Source organism: Pseudodesulfovibrio sp. JC047 (genome assembly GCF_010468615.1).
Taxonomy (GTDB): domain Bacteria; phylum Desulfobacterota; class Desulfovibrionia; order Desulfovibrionales; family Desulfovibrionaceae; genus Pseudodesulfovibrio.
The window spans coordinates 198,273-212,875 of the sequence record NZ_WUEH01000003.1 but is presented as its reverse complement, the minus strand read 5'-3'; the positions used below and the strand labels follow the sequence as shown (position 1 = coordinate 212,875).

Genomic DNA, 14,603 nt, shown 5'->3' with positions numbered 1-14,603 from the left:
GCAGCTTGGCTTGGGCTGGTCCCCAGACAACATTCATCCGGTAACAACCAACGGCTTGGAAGGATCAGTAAACGAGGCAATACCTATTTGCGCACACTACTTATCCATGGAGGGAGAGCATTCTTACGCCATTGCGGGAGAAGATCCGACAAAAGGAGTCAGTGGCTGTCGGGACTCATGGAGCGAAGGGGCAACGGGCGAGCCTCGGTTGCATGGGCCAATAAAATGGCTCGCATAGGCTGGGCGATGTTGGCCAGAGACGAAGAATACAAATTTGCATAACCGCCAGACAATGCAACAAGCCGATTGATGGCAAACAGGTCGAACCGGCCTCGGCAAAACCTGGAGGAGGCAACGGCCATAAAGAGCCGCCTTTTTGATGAGGAGCCGAGGCGCGGAATCCATCAGGGCCATATCAAGAGTATAGGCCGAATATATGACAGCATTCGATTCTGCGTTGCCAACAAAAAAGCACTTGCCAAATGGGCGGGTCCATATATGCCTCCTTTTTGCCGCCTCGCAAAAAGCAGGTCGCCGTAAAGGCGAAACCTTTGAAATAATTTCGAATAACTCCCCACCGCGTAGCGCACTACACTCAATAAAAACGAAAAATTGGGTCTTTTCCTTGTGATTTTTCTTTGTTCTTTAATGAAAAAAATAACCGCCGCCGGAACACCCCCTCGTCGTTGTAAAGGCGAAACCTTTGGAATAATTCTGAATGACTCCCCACCGCGCAGCGCACAACGCTCAATAAACAAGGAAAGATGAGATTTTTTCCTTATCTCTTTTCTTTTCTTTCAATCTTCAATCAAGAAAAGAAACCCCCCTTTACCCCTTCAGGCCCGCTGCTCGAAGCGCTCCCCTAGAACCTTGTTCCGAAGACTTTTCAAACCGGGTGTGTTGCTGTACCGTGCCTCCATGACGAAAAATGAGGTACAGAGACACTCTCTGCTTGGCAAAGTTCGACGTGTCGTGGTGAAAGTCGGTTCCGCTGTGGTCACATCGGGCCACGGGTTGAATCCTGCTGCGATCGAGCGTCTGGCCGCGCAATTGTCCGCGTTGAGTGACGCGGGAATGGACGTGGTGCTGGTCACCTCCGGTGCTGTGGCTGCCGGTCGGCAGCGAATTGCCGAAAGTGCCCACAAGCACGGGAAAGACTATAAGGATATGGCGTCGCGTCAGGCGGCCTCTGCGGTTGGGCAGGGGCGACTCATGCACGATTATGATGAAGCCTTTGCCGCACATGGCAAGGTGACGGCGCAGATGTTGCTCACGCGAAGCGGACTGAAATTCCGTCGCCGGTTCCTCAATGCACGGAACACCATGGAGCGTTTGTTCGAGTGGGGTGTCATTCCCATCATCAACGAAAACGATACCGTGTCTACCCGTGAATTGGAATTCGGTGACAACGATACGCTCGGAGCCATGTGCATCGGACTGATCGGTGCGGATCTGTTTATCAATCTGACCTCGGCGGATGGGGTTTTTGACATGAACCCGGATACGAACCCAGAGGCCCGGTCTCTGCCGACTATCAAGGATATTTGCGCGCTTGATCTGGAATCCATGTGTGACGGGAAAACCACCGTGGGGACGGGCGGCATGTATTCGAAATTGCGGGCCGCTCGACGCGCTGCGCAACTGGGCGTGCCAACGTTTATCGTGTCCGGCAAAGGCGAATTCGATATCCGGCGGGCATTGGAAAATGATACTGCCGGAACCCTTGTCCTGCCGCGTGAACACAGTGTGTCGAGCAAGAAATTCTGGCTCGCCTACCATGATGACCCTGCGGGAGCGGTCCGGGTGGACAAGGGCGCAGCGACCGCGCTTTTGAGCAAAGGCAAGTCTCTGCTTCCCATCGGGATCAGCGAGGTGGACGGCTGTTTCGACCGCGGTGCCTTGATTTTCATCAAGACGCTTGACGGTGAGGATATCGGCGTCGGTCAATCGAATTTCTCTGCGGATGAACTTCGGCAGATCAAGGGAAAACATACTCACGAACTCGCTTCAATTCTCGGTCCTCTTGCCTTTGCTGAGGCGGTCCATCGGGACAACCTGCTGCTCGACGCAGCTATTTAGCCGGATTTTATGCGAAAAATATATCTCGACAAGGACTTGCACCTTGTTTTCGGTGTGACGTTGATTGCCGTCCTCGGTGTCTCTAGTATTATTCCAGCACTGCCTGACATCATGACCGGGCTGCATTTTACCCCGGCGAAAATCGGACTGGTTATTTCCGTTTTCACCTTGCCGGGTGTCCTCTTTGCCCCGCTGGTCGGTATTCTGGCTGACCGGGTGGGAAGAAAGGTCGTGCTGGTTCCGTCCCTGTTCATTTTTGGTGGTTTCGGGTGCGCCTGTTTTTTTGTTCAGACTATTGAGCAACTGCTGATTTTGCGGTTTTTCCAAGGAGTTGGAGCCGCGCCGCTCGGGGTGTTATACGGCATTCTCATCGGTGATTTATATCAAGGAAGAGAGCGCGGTCGGGCCATGGGATACAATGCGTCCATGCTGGCCATGGGCACGGCGGGATTCCCGGCCTTGGGCGGTGTGTTGGCACTTTTGGGATGGAATTATCCCTTTCTGCTGCCCCTTTTGGCGATTCCGCTCGGCGTGGTCATTGTTCTGCATATGAAGACCCCGGAACCCAGCGGTGGCGGGAGTTTCAAGGAATACATGGTCGGGGCGTACCGGCAGATGAAAACCAGACAGGTCCTTTCTCTGTTTGCCACGACATTGCTGACATTTACCATTCTCTATGGGCCGATCGTGACCTATATGGCGTTGTTGCTGGATTCCCGATTTGGGGCATCTCCAGCGTCAATCGGAATGGTCTTTCTGTTGTCTTCAGGCTTTTCTGGCCTTGCTTCCTTTCAGCTCGGGCGACTCGCAGAACGGTTTGGTCAACGGAAACTCCTGTGTGCGGCTGCCTTTCTCTATGGTCTGTCCATGGTGCTTGTCCCGGTTTCTGCGGGCATATGGTATGTCGTGATTCCCGTCATCCTTTTTGGCTTGGCGCAAGGATTGAATATTCCGACCATCATGACCATGCTGACGACCATCGCTCCCATGGAACAACGGGGAGCCTTTATGGCGGCAAACGGCTTGCTGTTGCGGCTGGCCCAGACCATTGCACCGCTGCTCATGGGCATACTTTATTCGCTGTTTGGCATGGACGCCGTGTTTTATGGCGGCTTGGCCTGTTCGGTCAGTATCTTTGTCCTCGCCATATGGGGGATTGAAAACCATACAGCCTAACGGTTCCTTTCGGAGGGAGCTGTCCGGTGCCGCATTACTGGGTGGTTTCGGTTTTTCAGTGTCATTCCCCGCGCAGGAAAAATCAGCTTGCCTCTCGACAGAGGGTGTGGAAATGTGCCGCACAAACCTATCTGGAGGCTGATTGTGCGGATATATCTTGGCTTTGATGACACTGATGATCGGGATGCACCCATGGGAACGGGACGTCTGGTGCGTGAGTTTGGAACCGGACTTCCCCATGAATTTTCAGTCCATGGAATCGTGCGCCATCAGTTGCCCCGTCTTGAAGATATTCCGTTTACCTCAAATAACAGCTCGGCCTGTGCCATCATTGATATGGAAGACGGCGGTTCTGTGGAGACGCTGCGGCGTTTGGCGGTGGAGCATCTTGAAATCCACTGTGCGCCGGGCAGTGATCCCGGGTTGTGTCTTGTCCCTGAATCCGAGGTGACCCCGGATGTGGTCGCCTATGCCCAGCGGGTCACGAGTCAGCGCGTGACGCAGACCGACGCCTTGCGCACGGCTGGATCAATCGAACTCTATGGCTTGGGCGGCACCAATGATGGCATCATCGGTGCGCTTGCCGCTGTTGGTTTGACCCGGTTCGGCTGGTGTGGCCGATTTATCGAATACGGTGTGTTGCGAGACCTTTCCGCAGATCTGCGGGTTCATGAGTTGACCGATGCCGGTATCGGCGTCATTTCCGTGGATCGGGACCCGTTGGTTCCGCAGCCGAACGACAGGGTGGTTGATGCCCGGTGGATTCGTCCGTCCTTGTGGGATGGGCGGCCCATGTTGCAGCTTCGTCAACGTTCTCATGGGATTTGGGAAACGGCACACGGCAAACGGCCAAAAAAACACGCATCTGGCACGGAGAAACCTATCGCGTCTCCATGCGACGGTACCGCGCAATAAAATCATCGAGCCGGTCTCGTTGTTTTTCCATATGGAGAATCCACGCTTCCAGAATTTCTGATCCTTCCGGGGTGATCGCATACACCCGTTTGGCGGGACCGTCTCCTTCTGCATCCCATTTCGAGGTCACCAATCCTTCTTCGTCCATTTGACGCAGATGGCGATAGACCATGCCCGGAGGGGCATCACCCCGAAGAAAACCATACTCCCCGATTGAATGAATGAGTTGATATCCGTATGATTGGCCGTTGCTCAATGCCATGAGGAGCGAGGGCTGAATGTATCGTTGCGGCTTGGAGCCGCCAACTTTTTTTGACATATTGGTAAAGTCCTTCTTGACTCTATGTGTTTAAAGGATATATGTCTATTATAGACAATAATCCACAAAGGCACAATGCCAAGGAGGACCCTATGAAAATATTTGTCAGAGAGCGTCGTCGTTCAGACAAAGGTGAAAAAAAGCCCCGTTTCCGTGTTGTCGGAGTGCAGGGTGGAGATCTGAAAATTTACGCCAAGCGTATCCGCAGGGTCGAATTGACCGAGATCGCGGAGCATGTCGGTGCCGAGGTTGTGTACCTCACCCGGGATGGGCAAGGGGCTGAAGGTGAAAAGAAATAGTGCGACGACTGTGAAAAAAGACCGGGAGTGAAAGACTCCCGGTTTTTTTTTGCGCAATGGGCGTTAATCTTTGTAAATGATGGTGCCGACGTGTTCCCCTTCAAGCGCGGCGTGAACGTGCTCGGGGTGGCGCAGGACGTCGATGATCTGGAAGGATTTCAAAGTCTTCGCGTTTTTGAGGAAGGTCAGGACAGGGCGTTCGACGATGAGGTCTTCGAGGTCCATTTCAATGAGTTCGTCAACATGGATCTTGTCGATGAATTTGAGGGTGTCCCGGTTGCCTTTCTTGGGATCGTTTTCATACATTCCCTTTTCATCTTTCAGGTAGATGAGTGATTTGGCACCGATATTCTCGGCCAGCAGACAGGCTCCCGAGTCCGTTCGATGGGGAGGAATGGAGCCGACTTCAGCTGGGTGTTCAAAAAAACCATAGGGAGGAATACCCGTGGTGATGGGCAGATAGCCTTGCTGGCAATACATGTGGAGCTGTTCGAGATGGTCGCCGTGGCCGATCATGGCTCCGCCGTGTTTGGCCAGAAGGACCGAGAGCATTTCCGCGTTCTGGGCGGAGACCTTGTCACCGAGTTTTGAGAGCACGCCCGTGGGCATTCCCAAGTCTATACCGATATTATAGACGTGACGGGCACGGGTCCCGCCGCCGCACATCAGAAGAATTTTATGTTTTTCCTTGGCCTTGACCAATTCTTCAAGGATGGGAAACAGGGCCTTGGCGCCACGGTCCATGATGGATTGTCCGCCGATTTTGAGGACATTGACCTCTGGCTGCATCCGAAAATATTCGTCCGCTTCCGTCTTTTTGAGCAGACTTTTTGAAACCAGCGATTCGCCCAGCAATGGCGTATCAATGTGCAGCCGTCCTTTTTCGTCATTTTCCTTGATAAGCTTACCCATGTCGATTTCTCCTGGATCGTTGGTGAGAGTTTGAATTCTCATACTACCTGGCAAGGAGAAAAAAACAAGCGATGGATGTATGAACACATCGCGATGTATTGGCGTGGAAATGTTATCGAGAGGGGGCTGCGTGGCGTAGTGAGCGCTTGTGGGTACGGGAAGGGCACTGAAAAGGCCCATCCACTGTGTGCGGATGGGCCATGGTCCCGAAGTCGGGGTAAAAAATGTTACTCGTTCAGATCGGCAAGCTGTTGCCACATCCGTTCAAGCAGTGGTTCGATGCCGTCTCCAGTGAGCGCGGAAATGAAGAAGATTTTTTCACCACTGACAGCGACTTTGGCCTTCATGTCGGCCAGTTCCTCATCGGTCAGGGTATCGATCTTGTTGATAACCTTGATTTGAGGTTTGTCACTCAATTCGGCGTTATATTCACGCAGCTCCTGATTGAGCATGGCATAGCCGTCAGTGGGATCGTCCCGGTTGACGTCTTCAGCAGCGAGAATATGCACGAGGAAGCGGTTGCGTTCGACGTGTTTGAGAAAGGTGATGCCCAGACCGCGTCCTTCAGAGGCACCCTCGATCAGACCGGGGATGTCAGCGATGACCATGCGGTTGAAGTTGTCGTCTTCAATGACGCCAAGATTGGGAACCAGCGTGGTGAACGGGTAGGCCGCGATCTTGGGACGAGCAGCAGAAATTTTTGAGATAAAAGTGGATTTACCCGCACTTGGCAGGCCGAGCAATCCAACGTCCGCCAGAATCTTGAGTTCCAGACGGATGGTTTTTTCTTCGCCAGGAAAACCTGGCTCGGCGTACCTGGGCGTCCGGTTGGTGGACGACTTGAAATGCAGGTTGCCACGGCCACCCTTGCCGCCTTTGCAGATGATGATTTCAGTCCCGTCTCCAACAAGGTCGGCGATGAGTTTTTCGTCAGTGGTGCCGTCGTCCTTTTCGGTGATTTCATAGATGAGAGTCCCAACGGGGAGATCCACGATCAGATCGTCAGCGGCTCGGCCATAGCGGTCGCGGCCCATGCCCTGTTCTCCGTTCTTGGCGCCGTACATGCGCTTCAATCGGAAATCATACAAGCTCATGAGACGGGAAGAACCACGAAAAATAAGGTCTCCACCTCTGCCGCCGTCGCCGCCATCAGGGCCGCCCTTTGGCATATTGGCTTCACGCCGCAAACTGGCACAGCCGTTGCCGCCCTTGCCGGATGCAACCTTGATGGTCGCTTCATCTACAAATCGCATGGAACAATACCTCTGCCGTTTTCAACGGCTGGAAACAGCAAAACGGGCAGGGAGCGTTTTGGAAACGCTCCCTGCCCGAGAAATGCAATGTAAACGAGAATTAAGCCTCAGCGGGCAGTACGTGCACGCGGGTTTTGGCAACCTTTTTGCGTGTGTACTTCTCGTATTTGACGACACCGTCAACTAATGCGAACAAGGTGTAATCCTTGCCCATGCCAACGCCGTCGCCGGGGTGAAATTTAGTACCGAGCTGACGAACAAGAATGTTGCCAGCCAGAACTTCCTGACCACCGAAACGTTTGACGCCACGTCTTTGTCCGGCGCTATCGCGTCCGTTTCTGGAACTACCACCAGCTTTTTTATGAGCCATTGTATCCTCCCCTCAACCTTAGGCGTTGATGGATTTGACTTTCAGTTGCGTGTAATCCTGGCGGTGACCCTGGGTCTTGCGAGCGTCCTTTTTGGACAGCTTGTGGAAGACCACGACTTTCTCGCCGCGGATGTGGCCCAAGACTTCGCACTCGACTTTGGCACCTTCAACATACGGTGCTCCAATCTTTGTGTCTCCGTCCTTGTCAAACAGGAGAACGGAATCGATGCTCAGGCTGTTGCCAGCATCTGCCTTGAGTAAATCTACATTAAATTCAAGACCTTCTTCGACGCGATACTGCTTCCCGCCGGTCTCGATGATAGCAAACATAATAAAAACCTCCAGTTCGTAAGAGGAGGCAACCTATCCGCAAGAGGCGGTGAAAGTCAAGCCCTCATGGGCTTTTTTTGGCGTTTTTTTCGACTTTTATGCCTGTTCATTCAATTCATACACTATAGGGTGCTCAGCCAGACATCTGTTGCGCTCGGGCCAGAACCAGGACACTCATTCGTAACACCCCGGCGCGTTTGAGTGTTTTTGCACATTCCCGCAAAGTTGACCCTGTGGTGTAGACATCATCCACCAGGAGAACCGTTCGGTTGGCGACGCGTTTTTCATCAGCCATGAAGGCGTCCTTGATATTTTTTTGACGTTGGGTGTGTCCGAGCCGTGTTTGTGGCGGGGTGTTCCGAGTGCGGGTCAATCCTTTTTTCAGCACCGGGCGTTCAAGGTGTCTTCCCAGAGCCTTGGCTATTTCCAGACTTTGGTTGAAGCCGCGCCAGAGCAGTCTGCGTGTGTGCAGTGGGACAGGAATGATGCAGTCCGGGAGTTCGGTGTTTCGGGCTTGAAAGGTGGTCACGGCGAGGTCGGACAACAGGGTATTCCGGCTGTAGTTGTTATTGAATTTATACGAGATGATAAGCTCGCGCAACGCGGTGTCGTATGGCCCGTGGAAAAAAAGCGTGTCCCATGGTGGTGGCGTGTGGCGACAGTCGGGACAGCGACTCGGAGGGGCATCGGGTCTGCCGGACATGGCTCCGCAGGTCGGACAATAGCCGCCGGTACACAGGGGGAGTGTCGCTGCACAGGCGGCGCACATCCGCGCCTTTTCGGGCATGATTGTTCCGCAGATCGGGCAGCGTCTGGCCGTCAATCCGATGCTGCGTGCCACGGCGTGAACGGTGTCGCCAAAAAAACTCATTGGGCAGAAGCCGAGGCCGTGCGTCCCAAGTCAAGGATCTGTTGTTCGAAAGAAGGTGCGGCTTTCAGGTCGTCACGGTGATCCAGTCCTCGGAATACCAGCGGTGTGGCCAGGGTGAGATTGAAGGAATGCAGGAAGTATTTGAGTGTGAGTGTCGCGCCGTCAAAGAGCTTGTCCCCGGTGGGGCGACCCGCATGAAGGACGGTATGGGCCGTGCGTTTTGGAAGGTCGGCAATCCAGGGTTCCCCAGTGTGTTTTGCGGTCCAGAATTGTTGGCTTCTGTCGATCCATGTCTTGAACAATGACGGAAGGTGATAGAAATAGATGGGGGCGGTGAAAAAGACGGTACGGGCCGTGAACAGGGGCGAGAAGAGCGCGTAGGCATCGTCCTGTTCTCCGAGGACGCATCGGGCCTTTCCCTGCTTCATGTGGGCTTCGTCACAGTGTCCGCATGCCAGGCAAGGCAGGACCGTATGGTTGCGGAGATAGATGACTTCCGCACTGCCTCCGGCTTCGGTGACGGCCTGTGCAAGGAGTTGTGCGGCTCGGTCCGAATTGCCACCACGTCGATGGCTGCACGCATAGATAACGCTGTGGGTCATGCGTCCTCGATGTCGAAAAGGGGTTTCTTTCGGGTCATACGCGCCACCACATGGTCGTCATGCTCTTCAAAGGAGAAGGTCCAGTCCGGGAATATGTGTTCTTCATGCCGCACTTGTGCTGCTCCTTTCAGGGACACGGTGGCCTCGATGGTGTCGGCCTTGGCAAAACGGAGATACCAACCTATCTCCAGTCCCACTCCTCAACATTGGTCGCGGATATCCACGAAAATCGGGGTGCCCATTTAAAACTCCGAGAAAAAGGGATTGTGGGTCATTTCATCGGCGACCGTGGTTTCCGGGCCGTGGCCAGACAACAGCTTTGTGGTGGGCGGCAGCGTGAAAATGCGTTCGGTGACCGAGTGCTTGAGTTCATCGAGATCACCACCGGGAAAATCGGTGCGTCCGATGGACCGATAGAAAATCAGATCGCCTACAAACGCTGTTTCGACCTTGGGGAAATAAAATGTCAAACTTCCTCTGGAGTGCCCCGGGGTGTGCAGCACCGTACAGTCGAATCCGGCCAATTGCGTCTCGCCCGGAGCGATGTTCTGCCATTCATAGAGATCGATGGGGGGAATGCCCATGTCTCCGCCTTTGCCAAGCCAGGAATCCAGCAATTCCTCGTCCTTGTCACAGCAGAGTATGGGGGCACCCGTGACACCGGAAAGTGTCTTGTTGCCCGCCGTGTGATCGAAGTGCAGGTGGGTATTCAAAATATGGGTCACGGTGAGCGCATTGGCCGTGAGGTATTCCACGACTTCGGCAGGATCGCCGCCCGGATCGATCACGATGGCGTTTGTGTCGCCCGCAAGGACATAACAGTTTGTCTGGAGCGGGCCGAGATTGAAAATGCGAATGGTCATACAAAATCCTCCACCAGAAGCTCAGCGAGTTCTTTTCGGTTTGATGTGCCGTTTTGATCAGGGTGTCCGAGAGCGACAACGGCTTGGAGTTCATAGGTTTCCGTGTTCAGGTCAAGTGCCTTGAGCGTGGAGGCCTGATCGTTGACAATCTGTCCAAGCCAGACCGCGCCGAGACCGAGTGCGTGGGCCGCAAGCAGCATGTTCTGGACGCAGGCTCCGGCCCCTTGATGGTCTTTCATTGCGCTGTACATGGCTTTTTTTTCGAGCAGGATGCAGAGGCAGGCCGAAGCCCCACGGACAATGTGGGAATACTTGGTACAGTCTGCCAAAGCCTCATGTCGTGGGTCGTCTCGTGTGATGACCAGGAAACGCCAAGGTTGGTTGTTCAAACCACTCGGTGCCCATCGACCTGCTTCGAGAATCGTCAGGATATGTTCACGCGAAACAGGGGCGTCCGTGAATGTGCGAATGGATCGACGGGAGAATATGGCCTGAAGCGTCGGATTTTCGTGGGTGTTCATGTGCGTCTTTTCCTCTCGTGGTATGAGTCTCTCTCCTTTACCGTAGGAAGGGCTGGTGAGCAAGGGCGATCAGAAATGTGCGTGTCGGCGGACTGGTGATTTTTATCACGGGCTTGTCAGAGGTGGGCAAAGCTGTATACCGTGCGGACCATTTGAATGGAGAAGCGAGCGTTGCCTATGAATGATATTTCAGCACAGGACTCCTTGAAAGAAGTCTATTTGCAGATCAGTCCCAATATATTGGAAAGTTTTCCCAAATTCCGTCCGCCTGTGGATGTGTATGTCTTTGATGACGCCGTGGCGCAAGTCAAGAAGTATCATAAGGCCGGGGAGCGGCTGGGCACATCAGGCCAGCAGGAAATTTCGCAACTGGCGGCTCTGGGAAGGGTGTTTTTGTTGCGGGATGATTATCAGGAATATGCGAAGCATCTGAGCAAACGCCTTGGCCTTCTGCTGGTTGAAGAGGGGCTGACGGACACCGAGGTCGCGGAAACGTTTTTTCTGGCGTTTCGGGATCGCATGGATCAGTTTTTTGCCCAGCCGCAACGTCGCGAGTTTGATTTATTGGTCAAGGATATATCGATTTTAGCGGAATATATCTGGATTGATCCCGATCGGGTGCGGTTTTTAACCCGCACGTTGGATAAGGAATACAGTCTGGCTGTCCATTCGACCAATACGATGTTCATCGGATTGGCTCTGCATGTTCATGCTGCGGGAAAAGGCGTGCAAAAAGACGGATTGGTGCGAGTGGCACTCGGTCTGATCTTGCATGATCTCGGCATGACGCAGGTGCCTCGTTTCATTCGGGACAAAAAACAATTTCTTGTGCGACGGGATCGGGCGTCCATTGAGAATCATATCCAGGCCGGGGTGAAGATGGTGCAACGACTTTCAATAGATGACCCGGTTGTCATGGCCTGTTTGTGTCACCATCATGAGCGAAATGACGGGTCCGGGTATCCGGGCAGGCGGATCGGCGCGGAAATTCCCATGGCGGGAAAGCTGTGCGCCGTGGCGGATTCATTTTCCGCCATGATTGGTGTTCGTCCCTATCGATCTTCACGGGATGTTGCTCAAGCCGCTCTGGTCCTGCTTCGGGATTCGCTGAGATATGAGCCGACTTTTTTGAAATTGCTGGGCGAGACGTTGGTCATGGACGGCTGGATGGGGGAAACAAAGCCGACTCGGAAAATTGCTCGAGTTTAGCTCTTTGGGGCCGCATACCGTCCGTTGAGGATGCGGCACAGCAGCCCGAAAAACATGACCAGTGCGGCAATAAGTATGCCTGTCAAAGCCCAATCCCTGTCTTTCTCCACGTCCAGAAACCATTTGCTGCGGATGTATTTGAGCTTTTTGGGGTCCATGCGTGCCCACCCGTGTTCGATGAGGGAGGCAAGGTCATGCCGATCTTTTGCCACAGCGACTTTCAAGGCATTGCTGTACGCGACGTCATGTTTTGAAAAGGCTTCTTTGGCCTTGAATTTGCGCAGGTAAAAGACCGCCACGGGTTCATCGGCAATAAAGGCCTGGATCGTCCCATTGACGGCGGCACGGATCATGTCTTTTGCCTGGGGAAACGACTGCGTCGGACGGTTTGGCCATGCCGTGTGCATGTAGTGTTCGGAGTATCCGCTGGCAACCACGCCGGTTGGAAGGGTGTCAAAGTCGTTCCAGCTCTGTCCGTTGGCAATGTATATGCCTGCCGAAAGTGCCGTAATGGTGTTTTGATAGTTCAGGAATTGATTTCGTTCTTTGGTGAAGAACAAACCTCCGTGAATGTCTGCCTGTCCAGTACGAATCCAGGACAGGGTCTCGTTCCAGTCCCCGAGTTTGAATTGAATATCGATATTGTTGGCTTCCCCGAAATGTTTCCAGAAATCGATCAGGTAGCCTTGGGGAAGGTGTTGTTCATCCTCATAGACAAGCGGTTCATAGTTGGCGTCGTGTGCAATGATCAGGCGAGGTCTCGGGGTGGCCGTGGCTGCATCGGGCAGAATAAGGCCGAGACTGAGGATGACCGTCATGCCGAATAGGGGAATGAGCGCAAGAAAATATCGATGGATCATTCGTTAGTGCCCTTCGAGAAGGATGTACCCCTGCTGTGCAGATCGCTCGGGGTTTTCGAACCGCCCCATGGCCGTTCGCATCGGGTGAAATCCGAATCGGGTGTAAAACGCTTCCTTGCCCGGGACTGCCCATAAAATGACATTCGGGGTCTGCAAACGATCCAGCATTTCCCGCATTATTCGTGTCCCGAGATGGTTTCCCTGATATTCCGGGAGAATGCAGACATCATAAATCACGGACTGGAAAATGCCATCCGACAGGGCGCGCGCCATGCCCACCAGTGTGTCGGTGTGCCATGCACAGCAAATCAGGTCGCTATTGTCGAACGCGGTTTTGAGCGCGTGTGGTTCTTTTTGATTGAGAGGTGCGCGTCGCATGAGTTCGGCGGCCTCGGTCCAGTTGACGCCATCACTGTCGAATCGGAGCCGTATTTCTGGGGTCATGCCTGTTCCCACCAAGTTTTCATACGGACTATTTCCCGGGTGTCAGACGGACGATTCAGGGCGTGAAGTATGGTCTCCATATCACTGTCTGAGGTGCTTTCAGTACAGGTTGCCTGAAATTCCTGCCCGGCAAATGATTCGGTTCGAAACTGAATGTCCAACCCCAGACATTGGTGCGTCTCAATCCATGATTGAGGCACCGCTTCCATACAGTATTCGACATATTTGACGTTGTTGACGTGTCCGTTCACATCCGTATCCGCTCGGCGGGCCTTAATCTGTGTGGGATGATCTCCTTTCTTGAGACGAGTGATCGCTTTGGACGGAAAGACCATGGCATGGTCGCGGTCCGGGATGTATCGTTTGTCCAGAACGGTTGAAGGATCGTCTGGCCGGTGCGTTTTCCGATTGACGGTGGCCCAGGAAGACGTCGCCCGCCCTACAAGTCCGTGTGCGTCATGGATGAGAAAATCACGGAGTGCGACCAGCCGTTCATTGCCGGAAGGCCATGTTTCGATATGGAGTTGTTCACCGAAGCCGGGCATCCTGTCCATCATGACATGTAATCGGGCAAGTACCCAGAAGTGGCCGCTTTGGCGCAGATCGAGCAGACCGAAACCGAGTGTGTCGGCATGGCGCGAGGCGATGTCCTGCAAGTAGTTGCAGAGGGCGGAGATGGGGATACGGCCATCGGTTTGTGGTTCGTATGAACGGATATTGTATGGCTGTTCAAGAGTGAGGGGCGTGTGTTTCGTCATGATTCGTGTCTCTTTTTTCGGGCTATCATTACATGAAGCTCGATGTGGTCGCAGGATAAAACCTGAGACCTCCATGCTTTTATGTCAGGAGGAAATACCGGAAAAAATGGAGCGCGTACAGAGGAAGGAACGGGACGCGACGTGCTCTGGGAGCATGAGGTGTCCCGTTGTTGTTTTATGACAGGAAGTTGCGAACGCCGGTAAAGATGATTTGTGCGGCCATGGCGGACAGGATCAGTCCGGTGATTTTGGTGAGGACGGCTAGCCCCATGGACCCGATGAGTCGCTTCAGGGCCGGGGCCACAAAGAGCATTAATCCCACGGTCAGGCAGGCAGCTGTCAGCGAGGCCGCGCCAATGAATTGTTCAGTGGGACCGCCGAGTTCGGCCCCAAGGATGAGCAGTGTACCGATGGTGGCCGGTCCCACGGTGATGGGGATGGCCAGAGGCACGACTGCGACATCGGTTTCGTCATCCGGCTCTGGTCGAGCGCGTTTGCCCGAGACCAGCGAGACCGCTGAGAGAAACAACAAGCTGCCCGCGCCCACCCGGAATCCGTCCAGGGTGATGCCCAATGTCGCGAAAATCGGGTTTCCGCCGAAATAGAGCACGAGCACGATGACCAGCACAGCGCAGGTTACGCGAATGGCGAGTTTGCGTTGTTGTACCGTATCCATGTCCTCAATGAACGACAGGAAAACGGACAGCACGAAGAAGGGGGTCAACAGAAAAAAGAGTTTGATATAGAGTGAGATGAAAAGAGTGGTCACGGCAAAGCCCTTGCGCACGGCGCGTTCAAAAGGGTTGGGAGACCTCGGAGGGG

Annotated in this window: 20 protein-coding genes; 6 read left to right on the top strand and 14 right to left on the bottom strand. The window is 53.9% G+C overall.

Annotated features, from left to right (window positions below; all coding sequences use genetic code 11):
* From GO013_RS03310 to GO013_RS03295, 4 genes are all read left to right on the top strand, one after another.
* The coding region (locus GO013_RS03310) for a transposase (RefSeq protein ID WP_163808626.1) at positions 1–282 on the top strand (282 nt) is incomplete at its 5' end.
* 636 nt (positions 283–918) lie between these two features.
* A complete protein-coding gene (gene proB, locus GO013_RS03305) occupies positions 919–2,079 on the top strand; it encodes a glutamate 5-kinase (RefSeq protein ID WP_163808625.1) in 1,161 nt (386 codons plus the stop codon).
* A 9-nt stretch (positions 2,080–2,088) separates the two neighbouring features.
* Positions 2,089–3,255 (top strand): MFS transporter, encoded by a 1,167-nt coding sequence (locus tag GO013_RS03300; protein ID WP_163808624.1) that lies wholly within the window; start codon positions 2,089–2,091, stop codon positions 3,253–3,255.
* Between the two features lie 144 nt (positions 3,256–3,399).
* Positions 3,400–4,170: a hypothetical protein gene (locus GO013_RS03295; protein WP_163808623.1), complete on the top strand. Its 771-nt coding sequence runs from the start codon at positions 3,400–3,402 to the stop codon at positions 4,168–4,170.
* Here the strand turns inward: GO013_RS03295 and GO013_RS03290 are convergent.
* Positions 4,136–4,489 carry a helix-turn-helix transcriptional regulator gene (locus GO013_RS03290; RefSeq protein WP_163808622.1) on the bottom strand — a complete coding sequence of 118 codons (354 nt, stop codon included), beginning with the start codon at positions 4,487–4,489 and terminating at the stop codon, positions 4,136–4,138. The genes GO013_RS03295 and GO013_RS03290 overlap by 35 nt on opposite strands.
* A 92-nt stretch (positions 4,490–4,581) precedes the next feature.
* On the opposite strand from GO013_RS03290, the gene GO013_RS03285 reads away from it, so the two are divergent.
* Positions 4,582–4,788, top strand: a complete 207-nt coding sequence (locus GO013_RS03285) for a hypothetical protein (protein WP_163808621.1) — start codon at positions 4,582–4,584, stop codon at positions 4,786–4,788.
* Positions 4,789–4,851: 63 nt separating this feature from the next.
* Here the strand turns inward: GO013_RS03285 and GO013_RS03280 are convergent, their stop codons facing one another.
* The 9 genes from GO013_RS03280 to GO013_RS03240 all read right to left on the bottom strand — a co-directional run bounded on the left by GO013_RS03280 (position 4,852) and on the right by GO013_RS03240 (position 10,510).
* Complete coding sequence (locus tag GO013_RS03280) at positions 4,852–5,700, bottom strand: uridine kinase (RefSeq protein ID WP_163808620.1); 849 nt, start codon at positions 5,698–5,700, stop codon at positions 4,852–4,854.
* Positions 5,701–5,927: 227 nt separating this feature from the next.
* Complete coding sequence (obgE, locus tag GO013_RS03275) at positions 5,928–6,953, bottom strand: GTPase ObgE (protein WP_163808619.1); 1,026 nt, start codon at positions 6,951–6,953, stop codon at positions 5,928–5,930.
* 100 nt (positions 6,954–7,053) lie between these two features.
* The gene (rpmA, locus tag GO013_RS03270; protein WP_163808618.1) at positions 7,054–7,323 is read right to left on the bottom strand and encodes a 50S ribosomal protein L27; all 270 of its coding nucleotides are present in this window, start codon (positions 7,321–7,323) and stop codon (positions 7,054–7,056) included.
* Between the two features lie 18 nt (positions 7,324–7,341).
* The gene (gene rplU / locus GO013_RS03265; protein ID WP_163808617.1) at positions 7,342–7,653 is read right to left on the bottom strand and encodes a 50S ribosomal protein L21; all 312 of its coding nucleotides are present in this window, start codon (positions 7,651–7,653) and stop codon (positions 7,342–7,344) included.
* Positions 7,654–7,786: 133 nt separating this feature from the next.
* A complete protein-coding gene (locus tag GO013_RS03260) occupies positions 7,787–8,524 on the bottom strand; it encodes a ComF family protein (RefSeq protein ID WP_163808616.1) in 738 nt (245 codons plus the stop codon).
* Positions 8,521–9,126, bottom strand: a complete 606-nt coding sequence (locus tag GO013_RS03255) for a flavodoxin family protein (protein ID WP_163808615.1) — start codon at positions 9,124–9,126, stop codon at positions 8,521–8,523. The genes GO013_RS03260 and GO013_RS03255 overlap by 4 nt, the downstream gene beginning before the upstream one ends.
* Positions 9,123–9,323, bottom strand: coding sequence for a hypothetical protein (locus GO013_RS03250; protein WP_163808614.1), 201 nt, complete (start codon positions 9,321–9,323; stop codon positions 9,123–9,125). The genes GO013_RS03255 and GO013_RS03250 overlap by 4 nt, the downstream gene beginning before the upstream one ends.
* Positions 9,324–9,368: 45 nt before the next feature.
* Positions 9,369–9,989, bottom strand: coding sequence for an MBL fold metallo-hydrolase (locus tag GO013_RS03245; RefSeq protein WP_163808613.1), 621 nt, complete (start codon positions 9,987–9,989; stop codon positions 9,369–9,371).
* Entirely contained in the window at positions 9,986–10,510 is a 525-nt protein-coding gene (locus GO013_RS03240; RefSeq protein ID WP_163808612.1) for a nitroreductase, read from the bottom strand. The genes GO013_RS03245 and GO013_RS03240 overlap by 4 nt, the downstream gene beginning before the upstream one ends.
* Before the next feature lie 177 nt (positions 10,511–10,687).
* On the opposite strand from GO013_RS03240, the gene GO013_RS03235 reads away from it, so the two are divergent.
* Entirely contained in the window at positions 10,688–11,719 is a 1,032-nt protein-coding gene (locus tag GO013_RS03235) for an HD domain-containing phosphohydrolase (RefSeq protein WP_163808611.1), read from the top strand.
* Here the strand turns inward: GO013_RS03235 and GO013_RS03230 are convergent.
* From GO013_RS03230 to GO013_RS03215, 4 genes are all read right to left on the bottom strand, one after another.
* Positions 11,716–12,579 carry a transporter substrate-binding domain-containing protein gene (locus tag GO013_RS03230; protein WP_163808610.1) on the bottom strand — a complete coding sequence of 288 codons (864 nt, stop codon included), beginning with the start codon at positions 12,577–12,579 and terminating at the stop codon, positions 11,716–11,718. The genes GO013_RS03235 and GO013_RS03230 overlap by 4 nt on opposite strands.
* A 3-nt stretch (positions 12,580–12,582) precedes the next feature.
* Positions 12,583–13,023 carry a GNAT family N-acetyltransferase gene (locus GO013_RS03225; RefSeq protein ID WP_163808609.1) on the bottom strand — a complete coding sequence of 147 codons (441 nt, stop codon included), beginning with the start codon at positions 13,021–13,023 and terminating at the stop codon, positions 12,583–12,585.
* The gene (locus GO013_RS03220; protein WP_163808608.1) at positions 13,020–13,781 is read right to left on the bottom strand and encodes an acyl-ACP thioesterase domain-containing protein; all 762 of its coding nucleotides are present in this window, start codon (positions 13,779–13,781) and stop codon (positions 13,020–13,022) included. The genes GO013_RS03225 and GO013_RS03220 overlap by 4 nt, the downstream gene beginning before the upstream one ends.
* Before the next feature lie 175 nt (positions 13,782–13,956).
* Positions 13,957–14,550, bottom strand: coding sequence for a MarC family protein (locus tag GO013_RS03215; protein ID WP_163808607.1), 594 nt, complete (start codon positions 14,548–14,550; stop codon positions 13,957–13,959).
* Between the last annotated feature and the right edge of the window lie 53 nt (positions 14,551–14,603).

Excerpts from the sequence above, each read along its gene's own strand:
- proB (WP_163808625.1), top strand. The coding sequence starts at position 919 with ATGACGAAAAATGAGGTACAGAGACACTCTCTGCTTGGCAAAGTTCGA.
- GO013_RS03300 (WP_163808624.1), top strand. The coding sequence starts at position 2,089 with ATGCGAAAAATATATCTCGACAAGGACTTGCACCTTGTTTTCGGTGTG.
- GO013_RS03290 (WP_163808622.1), bottom strand. The coding sequence starts at position 4,489 with ATGTCAAAAAAAGTTGGCGGCTCCAAGCCGCAACGATACATTCAGCCC.
- GO013_RS03285 (WP_163808621.1), top strand. The coding sequence starts at position 4,582 with ATGAAAATATTTGTCAGAGAGCGTCGTCGTTCAGACAAAGGTGAAAAA.
- GO013_RS03280 (WP_163808620.1), bottom strand. The coding sequence starts at position 5,700 with ATGGGTAAGCTTATCAAGGAAAATGACGAAAAAGGACGGCTGCACATT.
- obgE (WP_163808619.1), bottom strand. The coding sequence starts at position 6,953 with ATGCGATTTGTAGATGAAGCGACCATCAAGGTTGCATCCGGCAAGGGC.
- rpmA (WP_163808618.1), bottom strand. The coding sequence starts at position 7,323 with ATGGCTCATAAAAAAGCTGGTGGTAGTTCCAGAAACGGACGCGATAGC.
- rplU (WP_163808617.1), bottom strand. The coding sequence starts at position 7,653 with ATGTTTGCTATCATCGAGACCGGCGGGAAGCAGTATCGCGTCGAAGAA.
- GO013_RS03260 (WP_163808616.1), bottom strand. The coding sequence starts at position 8,524 with ATGAGTTTTTTTGGCGACACCGTTCACGCCGTGGCACGCAGCATCGGA.
- GO013_RS03255 (WP_163808615.1), bottom strand. The coding sequence starts at position 9,126 with ATGACCCACAGCGTTATCTATGCGTGCAGCCATCGACGTGGTGGCAAT.
- GO013_RS03245 (WP_163808613.1), bottom strand. The coding sequence starts at position 9,989 with ATGACCATTCGCATTTTCAATCTCGGCCCGCTCCAGACAAACTGTTAT.
- GO013_RS03240 (WP_163808612.1), bottom strand. The coding sequence starts at position 10,510 with ATGAACACCCACGAAAATCCGACGCTTCAGGCCATATTCTCCCGTCGA.
- GO013_RS03235 (WP_163808611.1), top strand. The coding sequence starts at position 10,688 with ATGAATGATATTTCAGCACAGGACTCCTTGAAAGAAGTCTATTTGCAG.
- GO013_RS03230 (WP_163808610.1), bottom strand. The coding sequence starts at position 12,579 with ATGATCCATCGATATTTTCTTGCGCTCATTCCCCTATTCGGCATGACG.
- GO013_RS03225 (WP_163808609.1), bottom strand. The coding sequence starts at position 13,023 with ATGACCCCAGAAATACGGCTCCGATTCGACAGTGATGGCGTCAACTGG.
- GO013_RS03220 (WP_163808608.1), bottom strand. The coding sequence starts at position 13,781 with ATGACGAAACACACGCCCCTCACTCTTGAACAGCCATACAATATCCGT.